This is a genomic window from Nitrospiraceae bacterium (assembly GCA_020632595.1).
Taxonomy (GTDB): Bacteria; Nitrospirota; Nitrospiria; order Nitrospirales; family UBA8639; genus Nitrospira_E.
Genome location: JACKFF010000032.1, coordinates 1 through 10,587, shown reverse-complemented (window position 1 = coordinate 10,587; position 10,587 = coordinate 1). Strand labels below are relative to the sequence as shown.

Genomic DNA, 10,587 nt, shown 5'->3' with positions numbered 1-10,587 from the left:
GAAACCGCCAAACTCATGGTGGATGCCGGCCTCATTGTCCTGGTTTCCTTCATCTCTCCCTTCCGCAGTGAACGGGAAATGGCCCGGATGCTTGTGGACGAAGGAGAATTCCTGGAAGTGTTTATTGATACCCCGCTGGAAATTTGTGAACTGCGGGACGTGAAAGGGCTCTACAAAAAAGCCCGTGCGGGCCAGCTGAAAAACTTTACAGGGATCGACTCACCCTATGAACGCCCGGATGATGCCGAAATCACAATCGAGGGAGCGACCCAGACAGCTGAACAGGCCACCCTCACCATCGTGAAGGCCTTGGAAACCCAAGGGCTCATTCCTTCATCCTAAAACTTTTTTGCTTTTCATTCGCACAAAAAGCCTCTCGGCAATTTCCACATCGAAAAGGTCCTAGACAATCCTTCCCTGTTTTTTCCACTTACACATGAATAGGATTCACAAGAATCTGACCATCAGATTGGTTCCATGACAGCGGAGCAACCTTTTCAACGGACACATTTTTAAACAGGTATTTCACGCAATACCAACAGGGAAAATGATCCACCTCTGACAACTCCCCCTTTCTGACCGTTGCCTGCTTATCGGCTAGATAGCGATTGACCCGATGGCGGAACCGCTCACAGGCTTCCGTCAGGGTCAACTCGTGGAGATTACCAACAAAATCGCCTCTGTCATCTTCCTTTGCATATCCGGAAAGCTGGCAGCAGAGCGTCAAATGCCCACGATAATTCAAGTTAAACTCTTCAAGTTTCAATGGAGAGCAAGGTGGCAAAAGCGATTCAGTGTAATATCCGGGCCCCATCCCCACACCGATGGGGGCAGACGCTTGAAGGCCAAAAATTTCCGCTTCCGCCTCACGCCGTTCTTGCGGGGAAAGATTCAACCCACGAGCACTGGAGTCCTGATTGAACATAAGATGGCCAAATCGAATTCCCCGACTTCCCAGCCTCGACCCCAACCTAATGATCTCTGTGATTTCATCCCGATTTTTGGCAGTCAGAACCATATTGAATGTAAAGGGCAAGTCCTTGACCGCACAGATAGTCGCGGCACGCATGACCCGCCGAAAAGATCCTTTTCCTCGTATGGCGTCATGAGTATATTCTCGGGCTCCATCCAAACTGAATGTGAGGCCCTGAAGCCCTTGACGATAGCGCAACAACAAGGGGTAGATCTGGGGAAAATTCATCCCGTTGGTGACAAAGCTATAAGTATATCCTCCTTCGGTGACATCCCGAAGTATATCTGGAAAGTGTCGATGAAGGGTCGGTTCACCTCCAGTGAAACAGAGATGATCAATACCACAAGCCTTCCCTTCGCGAATCACCTTGTGAAGAATCTCCAGAGACAAGTCTCCGGTGGCAGCATGCCGCGCATCATAACAATGCAAACAGGAGAGATTACACCGATTGGTGAGTTCGATCACAATCCGTGGCATTTACTGATCTCCGTGCCTTGGACAACAGACGATCCAAGGTTTCAGACTGCTCATACAGATCAAAGCCCGCTTCCAATTCGAACGCATCACATTGATGAACAAGCCGCGTTAAAACTTGCATATGTTGAGACATGGTGTCTTTCTCAAAAAGAGCAGGGCCGCTTTGGGACAAGAGCAACCCCAAAGCCTTGACCCGATTCATCGGCTGAATCCGGCTCGGCCCATCACGAACAATCCGCGGGAAACACAACATGCGGGGAATGCACTCCGAGACAAACTGGTGCGGGTAAGTCTTGTGGATATCAACCCGTTGCTTCGTTCTCGGCGGGAATGGGAAGGCCCTCTTTTCAAGAAGGTCCGCATAATGCCCAGCCGATTCACTGGTAACAGAAAAGGGTTTGCGAAGGGAGAGGGCCTCCACACCATGAGATCGAGATCGGAGAAGAACCGCATCATCCGAAAGATAACCCCAACCTTGCCGGATCAAGTGAATAGTCAGGGTTGATTTTCCAGACCCTGACTGGCCGACAAGCAGCAGGCCCGTTCCAGAATGGCTCACCACACACCCTGCGTGCAACCCAAATAGGTCCAGGGGACGCAAGAGTTTCATCAAACCCACACCCCAAAACCGTTGTTGCACAAGAGGAGGCTGCCGGAAGAATTGGGGAGCAAGAAGAGCCTCACCCTGCCTTTTATCCAAAGAGAGATGAAAAAGTGAGGTCCCTTCGGTTAGATAAAAATCCCGCCCACTACGCAGTCCACGAAGGCCGTCGACGTTAAAGACTTCTTGCGAATCAACCGGAGCTGAGACATCTCCAGCACTTAATCGAATCGAAACGTAAATCGACGGAGGAATATCTTCAGCGGGACACCTTTCAAAGGATAAATCCTCCAGCAGCTGAGACAGGATTCCCGCTTGGTCAGAATGCTCTTGATGTAATTTCAGGAAAATACCATGCAAGCGATAAAGAGTTGACTGCACTGGCCTCTCCTGGGAACCCACTCAACAGATCATCCTTCCGTAGTGTCCTGGGGGATAAAAGTGCCGAAAAAGCCAGCCGTCAGATCATGAAAATCCCCTTGCCGAGTCAACTTGGGTTGAACATAGGAAAGCTTGGGATCTTGCCAATTCACTTTGGTTTCCTCGCCTGTTTGAACACGGGGTTTGTCATGCTGTTTCATAGTTTTCTCCTTTTTTGGCAACCCGTGAATAAAAACTAATGAATGCGAATTATCCGATATAACGGACCAGGTTCTCAGAATGGACTTCGACTATCATAAAGAGAAGTTCTTCCCTTCTCATCCTAATCCATGAAAAATCTGGAACGAGGTGATCATTCAACATGGATGCACCGAAACATCGGGCAAACACCTCGCCCATCCCATTCCAGAAAATTCAGAGCATCCACCATTTATGACCATTTTACGCCTTTCAAAAGAAGGCCAGACTCTAATTCTAATTCTCTTTGATGTAAACCCCCTCGATTGAAGGGGACCATGGCAAGTACGGATCGAACAGACGTTTTCATGAAGAGTGGACATCAGGGTTGCCCCCTTTTGCCTCAACGAGATTCTATAACCTGAGGACTTAGGGGACACATTCTCCATATTTCTCCGATGTGAAGAATTAAAAAAATGCTTTAACCTCGGGACGTTAAAATTCAAAATATATTTTCCTCAAGAGTGGGGCATGGCCGTTGCAAAATCCCTTCAGCATCATGACATCCACCCAACAAACAACATCTTGTAAGCCAAAGAATCCAGATTTTCTAGTGAGTCGTAATGAATTCAGAAAAGGAGGGCTGGATATGCAGAAGGTAAGCAGAGGGATACTCGTGACTGTTTACAGCTGCCTATTCATATGGGCACAAGGGGCAACGGCAGCCATCTCGGAAAATGCCATCGGAATGACGGGACTCAAGATGGCAGAATATGTGTTAGCTGTGGAAGGCAATTTTATTTCTCTCCGAGCGCGTGAAGCGTCCCTCAAGACCATTCTGGAGGAACTCAGTCAAAAAATGTCCATCCTGGTGGAAGGAGACATTCCTCAAGAAGAGACCGTCAGCACGGCGTTTGCACAATTACCGTTAGCAGAAGCTCTCCAGCACCTTAGCCCGAATTACGGATACCAGATAAAAAATGAAAATGGGGAGCACAAAATTGCCACCATCTTTGTCTTACCCCAGCCAAAGGGATTCGTTCGCCCTCAACCCACACCTCAGGACACCCAACGAAAGGAGTCCACGACCTCTGTGGTAGCTGGGACCACCGAGACGGTGACCATCCTGCCCCGTGAATCAGCCAAACCTTCAGAGAAGGGAAATGGGGCGCAACCCGCGCCGTTCGGATTTTCATTCGATCCCTCGGCCTTTCGGCAATAACAAGCGGCCGCTCCAAACACTTTACGGAGGACGGTCCCTCGCAATCATTGAAGGAGATAAGACGCTATGGCATCCCTCAAACATTCATCGTTTTCCAGTATCGTGGTTTCACTATGTGTAGCGGGATTAGGCCTAGTGGGTTGCGCCATCGTAAGCCCTCATCAACCAAATGCCAAGGAAACTTCAGCGCATGTTCAAGCGACATATCTGCAAACGCCGCTGCACTTCGAAGCCAATGAGGGACAGACAGATGGGCAGGTGAAGTTTCTCTCCCGGGGATCTGGCTATGGGTTGTACCTCACACCCCAGGAGGCCGTATTAGCTTTGAGAAAACCCAAGCCTTCCGGCTCGGAACAGGAAACCGAAGAGACCTCACCGGACTCCGCCGTGTTGCGCATGCGCTTGGTTGGTGCCAATGCCACACCCGAGCTGACCGGAGACAACCTCCTCCCCGGCAAAGTGAACTACTTCATTGGGAACGATCCTGCCAAGTGGCGCACCCAGATCCCCACTTATGGAAAGATTCGGTATGACAATGTCTATCCCGGCATTGACTTGCTCTATTACGGCAATCAACGGCAATTGGAGTACGACTTTATCGTGGCTCCAGGTGAAGACCCCGCACAAATTGCGATGGCCTTTGAAGGTACTGAGCGTCTGGAACTGGATACCCAAACCGGCGATCTCGTCTTGCAGACTGCAAGCGGAGAAGTGCGGCAGCGCAAACCGCTGATTTATCAGGAGGGAGAAGGCGACAGGCAAACCATTGAGGGACAGTATGTCATCAACGACACCCACGTGGGCTTTCACGTCGCTACCTATGACACGACCAAGCCCCTGATCATTGATCCCATTTTAGTGTTTTCGACTTTCTTAGGCGGCAGTGGTATAGACAACGGCAATGGTATTGCTCTGAACGGAGGGGGACAGATCACAGTCACAGGCTGGACTGAAACCTTAGATTTCCCAGGCTTTCCCTCCTTGAATCCTCTACAACCCACCATTGGTGGCACTGATGTTGTTTTTATAACCCAGTTCACTGCAGATGGATCGGCCTTAGTATTTTCCACATACCTCGGAGGAAGTGACAGTGACCAAGGTAACGACATTGCCGTAGATGGCATGGGATATATCTATGTCACAGGGTCCACTCACTCCACAAACTTTCCTACAAAAAATGCCGTGCAGCCAAACCTTGCGGTTGAAGATGGTGTGGCGTATCCACCCGGGCCATTTGGGAACCCCACGGATGCTTTTGTCGCACAGCTCAGTCCAGATGGTTCCGCATTAATTTTTTCTACGTATCTTGGGGGATCCCGTGATGAAAGCGGTAATGGCATTGCCGTGGATGGCAATCGTAAAATCTATGTGACAGGAGATACTAATTCCACGAACTTTCCCATCCAGAATGCATTTCAACCCACCAACGGCGGCGGTGGGGGATTTGATGCCTTTATCGCCAAGTTCAACTCCAACGGCTCGTCCTTGGCCTATGCCACATTTTTGGGTGGCGGGAACTACGATGTGAGCAAAGCCATTGCCGTAGATGAGATCGGGCAGGCCTCAGTGACAGGGCTTACCCGTTCTGCCAACTTTCCTACCAAGAATGCCTTCCAACCTTTCCATGGAGAGGGAGGCGGCAACGGAACTGCCGATGCGTTTGTGGCTCAGTTGACGGCTGATGGGTCAGCCTTGAATTATTCTACATTTCTTGGGGGAAGCGATTTAGACATTGGGAATGCGATCGCCATTGATGGTTGGGGACGGGTCTCAATTACGGGGAGAACCTTTTCTGAGAATTTTCCAACAAAAAATGCCTTCCAACAATTCAAAAACCCAACCTTGGTAGAAGAGCCTTGTCCTGTACCAGGTGCACCACCAAACCTACCGCCATGCTTCCGCCCACAATCTGATGCTTTTATGGCCCAGCTCACCCGAGATGGCTCTGCCCTGGCTTATGCCACCTACTTTGGCGGTGGAAATGATGACCAGGGAACAGGCATTGCTATAAATAGCAGGGGGGAAGTTTTGATAATAGGATTAACCGGTAAAACAGAGGACTTTCCAATAAAAAATCCTTTTTCAGATGAACTGACGGGGTGGGAAACAAGTTTTTTGTCTCAATTCAGCACGGACGGATCAACCATCCTTTTTTCTAGTTTTCTGGGAGGGGAAGTTGCAGATGGAGGACTTGCGGTCAATAAAGCTGGCCAGGCTTATATCACAGGGGGTGCCGCTAATCCGGGTTTTCCTACGGTAAATCCCATTCAGCCTGTCCGGGGCAGCCCTAATTTGCCTGACGCCTTTGTTGCCAAAATTGACCCGCTACGCGACAACTTAAACGACAAATTTTCCCCGCTTGGGCCAGGCGATGTGAGCACCAGTTTCAGCCGGACGCCATGCGGTGGAGCATCAGCCGGCACCTTTACCATTACGGCCTCTTTTACCAACACTTCAGCGAATACCCTTTCCAACCTGCTGATTTCGGTGAAGACCCTGACGGGCGGGAACATGCTCTGCAACGCCAATGGTGGCCCAGGCGGGGCCGGGGCGATACTTACCGTCCCATTGCAGGGTGATCTGTCGGATAGCCAATTAAGCCCTGGTGAAACTTTCACCGTTCAGTTGGCCATTGGCCTCCAAAGCTTCACCCCTTTCCAATTTTTGGTGGATGTACTGGGAGAAAAAGACTGAGGACTCCAAACCATCCATTTATTTGCAACCTCCTCTCACACCATCCCCCCTCCTCAATTGGAGGGGGACGATCCTTCGGTAGAGAAGCAACGCCTTTCCCTAAGAATCACAGCCAGTAGACTCCTCTCAGACAGTGCCGAAAGAAGACGTTGTTTCAACCCTTCTAACATCTCCCCACGCTAACCTCCTCTGCTTCAAACGCCTCAGGTTCCGCTTGTGAAGTAGCCATTGATGGCTCAACACAACTCTCCCCCCAAAAAGAAAAGAAAGCCTTGCTATTATTCACTCAAAATTCTACGTTAAACACTCGGCAAGGAAAAGTCGTGATAGACGAGAAACAACAAGCGCCGATCGACGCATCCCGATTTTCTGAAAAAAGGAGAAGAGCCATGTTCAAGTTTTGCAAGCAGATTCTCCGATTCACGGGAGTGTTCTGGTTGATTGTCACCACTGAAGTGTTGGCTGCAGACCCCGCACCAATAGGCGGAATCGCCGATCTTCAAATAGCCGAATTTGTCCTCACCATCGAAGAAAAGAACTTGGTATCTCTCCGCGCTCGAGATGCTTCCTTAGAAGCCATTCTCTTGGAACTCGGGACAAAATTGTCCATTGCCATTGAAGGAACCGTACCGAAGGAGGAAACCATCACGACCGCATTTGCACAATTGCCCGTGACCGAAGCTCTCCAGCATCTCAGCCCGAACTACGGGTATCAAATCGGACATGAGCATGGGGAACCCCAAATTGCCACGATCTTCGTGCTCCCTCGACCCAAAGGATTCGTTCGCCCCGAACCGATGCCCCAGGCAATCTCACAGAACGAGTCCTCAACCTCCCAGAAGAGTGGAACGGCGAGATCTGCCGAAACCGTGAAGATATGGCCGCGGCAATCTGCTGAGGAAACGGAGAAGGAGAAAATAGCGCAACCTGAGCCATTTGGATTTTCATTTGATCCATCAGTCTTTCAGACATCACCATGATGATCTTATGGACACTCAGAGGGAACGAGAGGGCAGAAGTGCAGATCTCCCAATCATCCCTCTTTGCCATCAATCAACTGAATACCATCACCCCGTTATTGGAAATATCCCCAATAACCCGATTCATTCCATCAAATAAGGAGCACCCCCATGCAATTCCTTAAACAAGCAACCTTCATCACGCTGCTGGTTACCCTGTGGTCCGTGGCTTTAGCCCTTTCAGGGTGTTCCACCCTCCCCCAGCCCACCCAGCAGGTGCCAGCCGCTCCACCTCCTAACCTGCAGGCTTCATTCCTCTCCGTTCCGTTAAGTTTTGAAGCCAATCAGGGGCAGACGGACCCAGAAGTCAAATTTTTCACTCGTGGACCAGGCTATGGCTTGTTTCTCACTCCCAATGAGGCGGTGCTGGCCCTCACTCACCTGCAGCCACCAGTGAGCACACCGTCGGACTCCCCTGCGGACGAGGCAGTCAATGAACCGGCTGTCCTGCGCATGCACCTGATCGGAGCGAATCCCACACCTACACTAGCCGGAGAGACCGCCCTCCCAGGCAAGGTGAACTACTTCATCGGGAACGATCCAAACAAATGGGAAAGTAATATCCCCATCTATGGTCGCGTGAGGTACGACAATGTGTATCCCGGTATCGACCTCGTCTATTACGGGAACCAACAGCAACTGGAGTATGACTTTGTAGTAGGCCCAGGGCAGGACCCCCAACACATTGCGATAAGGTTTGAGGGAGTCACTCGATTGGAACTGGATCAAAATGGAGACCTTCTTCTCCTACAAACAGAAGATGGAGTCATCCGCCAACAAAAACCATTCATCTATCAGGATGTGGATGGAAAAAGGCAAATAATTGATGGCGGCTATGTTATTAACACTGAGGGACAGGTGGGCTTTCAAGTGGCAGCCTATGATGTCACCAAGCCGTTAATCATTGATCCGATCTTGGTCTTCTCCACCTTCCTCGGAGGAGCCGGGAATGACAATCCCTTCGGCATCGCCGTGGATAACACCGGGCAGGTCTATGTAGCAGGAGAGACATCCTCGCTTGATTTTCCAACGAATAACCCTCTCCAGGCCACCCGTGCAGGATTAGGAGATGCCTATATCGCCAAGCTGGCTGCAGATGGTTCTGCTTTGATTTATGCCACATATCTCGGCGGGTCGGGCGGAGAAACAGCCTTAAGTATCGCTGTCGATGGCACAGGACACGCGTATGTGACCGGTGAAACAGGTTCTCCAGACTTTCCCACGAAAAATGCTGTGCAGCCCATCCATGGCAATGGCAATTCCCCGTTTGCCGACGCGTTTGTCGTCAAGCTAGCTCCTGATGGCTCTAACCTGGCTTACGCGACGTTTCTTGGGGGACTCGGCCACGATGTTGGGGGAGACATCGCCGTCGATGCAACAGGACAGGCGTATCTCACAGGATGGACGAGTTCCCCCGACTTCCCCACCACCCTGAATACCTTCCAATCCACTCGCCTCGATGATAATAATGCTTTCGTGGTTAAACTGACCCAGGATGGCTCGGCCTTGGCTTATGCCACCTATCTCGGAGGAAGTAGCCTTGATGTTGGAAATGGCATCGCCCTTGATGGAAGGGGACAAGCTACAGTGATAGGAAGTACCGCATCGACCGACTTTCCCACCAAAAATCCCCTCCAGCCAGTTTTACTTGGTTCCTCTGACGCTTTCGTCGCTCAACTAACCGTCGATGGATCAGCCCTAACCTTTTCCACCTATCTTGGAGGGAGCATCAGCGATGGAGGAGTAGGAATCGCCGTCGATGGCAGTGGGCAAGTGTATACAACCGGGTATACAAGCTCTCCAGACTTTCCCACAAAAAACCCCATCCAGCCATCCTATGGAAACGGCAGAGGGGACGTCTTCGTGGCAAAGCTTGCCTCAGATGGGTCGGCCCTATCCTTTGCAACCTTTCTCGGAGGAACGGGGTTCGAAGAGGCTGCAAATATTACAGTTGATGGGGAAGGACATGCTTGGATCACAGGTTCCACGTTTTCACCAGATTTTCCTACGGCAAACCCCTTACAACCTGCGCTTCATGGCAACGTAGACGTCTTTATTACCGAATTCCTGACAGATGGGTCGGCATTAAAATTTTCCACGTTTCTCGGGGGAACGGGGGGTGATGGGGGGAATGATATCGCCGTAGATAGCGAGGGGCAAATTTACATTACCGGATCCACAGGGGGCGCGTCGACGACTCACCCGACACCCACATTTCCTATAAAATTTGCCTTGCAGCCAACCCTCGGCGGCTTGCAAGACGCCTTTATCGCCAAGATTAATCCTCAAGTCAATAATTTAAATAACAAATTTGCGCCGCTTGGTTCAGGCCAGGTGAGCACTGCCTTTAGTCGGACTCCCTGCGGCGGTGCAACGGTCGGGACGTTTACGGTCACAGCGACATTCACCAATATTTCCGCCGATACGCTCTCCAATCTGGTCATTCAGGTCAACAAACTGACCGGAGGCAATGTGCTCTGTAACGCAGATGGCGGACCTGATGGTGCAGGGGCGTTATTCACTATCCCACTCCTAGGCTCTTTTGCCGATGGCCAGTTAAGCCCAAATGAAGCCTTTACCGTGGCGTTTCAGATTGGCCTCCAGAGCTTTAATCCGTTTCAGTTTGTGGTGGATGTGTTGGGAGAGGAAATACCGTAAATTACGCGTTTGTTATCCCCGGCAGGATGAATAATCCTGCCGGGGACAACAGTACAAGATCACCTATAACCCAAATGGCCGACTCATCTGCTACATCCTATAAGAATGTGAATAGATTGTGAGGATACCCCGTAAGCTGAGGATTGACGCCCACAGGTGATCACGTTCACGGTTTCAACGATTCAATGGGAAGACAATTCGAGGTGTGACAGATTGAGGAATATTTTTGTGTTTTACGCATTCTGGATGTTCATCGAATGCCGAATTTTTTGCTTCGCCAGACGATTCGTCATAACCAACGGGGGAATCCCCTTTTGGATGGATGTCGTTAGGACCTCGCACACTGTCGTTTCGATAGTCTTAAGCCAAGGTTTCACTTGCCGCT

The 10,587-nt window shown here is 50.5% G+C and carries 8 protein-coding genes; 5 read left to right on the top strand and 3 right to left on the bottom strand.

Annotation, left to right across the window (positions count from 1 at the left end; all coding sequences use genetic code 11):
• Positions 1-342 (top strand): adenylyl-sulfate kinase (locus H6750_21290; GenBank protein MCB9776849.1); only part of this gene is annotated, 342 nt, incomplete at its 5' end.
• Between the two features lie 88 nt (positions 343-430).
• On the opposite strand, the gene H6750_21285 is transcribed toward H6750_21290, so the two are convergent.
• The 3 genes from H6750_21285 to H6750_21275 are packed head-to-tail and all read right to left on the bottom strand — an operon-like array spanning position 431 to position 2,632.
• Positions 431-1,450, bottom strand: a complete 1,020-nt coding sequence (locus H6750_21285; GenBank protein ID MCB9776848.1) for a radical SAM protein — start codon at positions 1,448-1,450, stop codon at positions 431-433.
• On the bottom strand, positions 1,413-2,432 hold the full coding sequence (locus H6750_21280; GenBank protein MCB9776847.1) for a hypothetical protein: 1,020 nt from the start codon (positions 2,430-2,432) through the stop codon (positions 1,413-1,415). Before H6750_21280 ends, H6750_21285 begins: the two co-directional genes overlap by 38 nt.
• A 29-nt stretch (positions 2,433-2,461) precedes the next feature.
• Positions 2,462-2,632, bottom strand: a complete 171-nt coding sequence (locus tag H6750_21275; protein MCB9776846.1) for a lasso RiPP family leader peptide-containing protein — start codon at positions 2,630-2,632, stop codon at positions 2,462-2,464.
• A 626-nt stretch (positions 2,633-3,258) separates the two neighbouring features.
• Here H6750_21275 and H6750_21270 point away from each other — a divergent pair.
• From H6750_21270 to H6750_21255, 4 genes are all read left to right on the top strand, one after another.
• Positions 3,259-3,831, top strand: a complete 573-nt coding sequence (locus H6750_21270) for a hypothetical protein (protein MCB9776845.1) — start codon at positions 3,259-3,261, stop codon at positions 3,829-3,831.
• A gap of 66 nt (positions 3,832-3,897) precedes the next feature.
• The gene (locus tag H6750_21265) at positions 3,898-6,525 is read left to right on the top strand and encodes an SBBP repeat-containing protein (GenBank protein ID MCB9776844.1); all 2,628 of its coding nucleotides are present in this window, start codon (positions 3,898-3,900) and stop codon (positions 6,523-6,525) included.
• Between the two features lie 389 nt (positions 6,526-6,914).
• A complete protein-coding gene (locus H6750_21260) occupies positions 6,915-7,505 on the top strand; it encodes a hypothetical protein (GenBank protein ID MCB9776843.1) in 591 nt (196 codons plus the stop codon).
• Between the two features lie 150 nt (positions 7,506-7,655).
• Positions 7,656-10,202 (top strand): SBBP repeat-containing protein, encoded by a 2,547-nt coding sequence (locus H6750_21255; protein MCB9776842.1) that lies wholly within the window; start codon positions 7,656-7,658, stop codon positions 10,200-10,202.
• Positions 10,203-10,587: the final 385 nt, after the last annotated feature.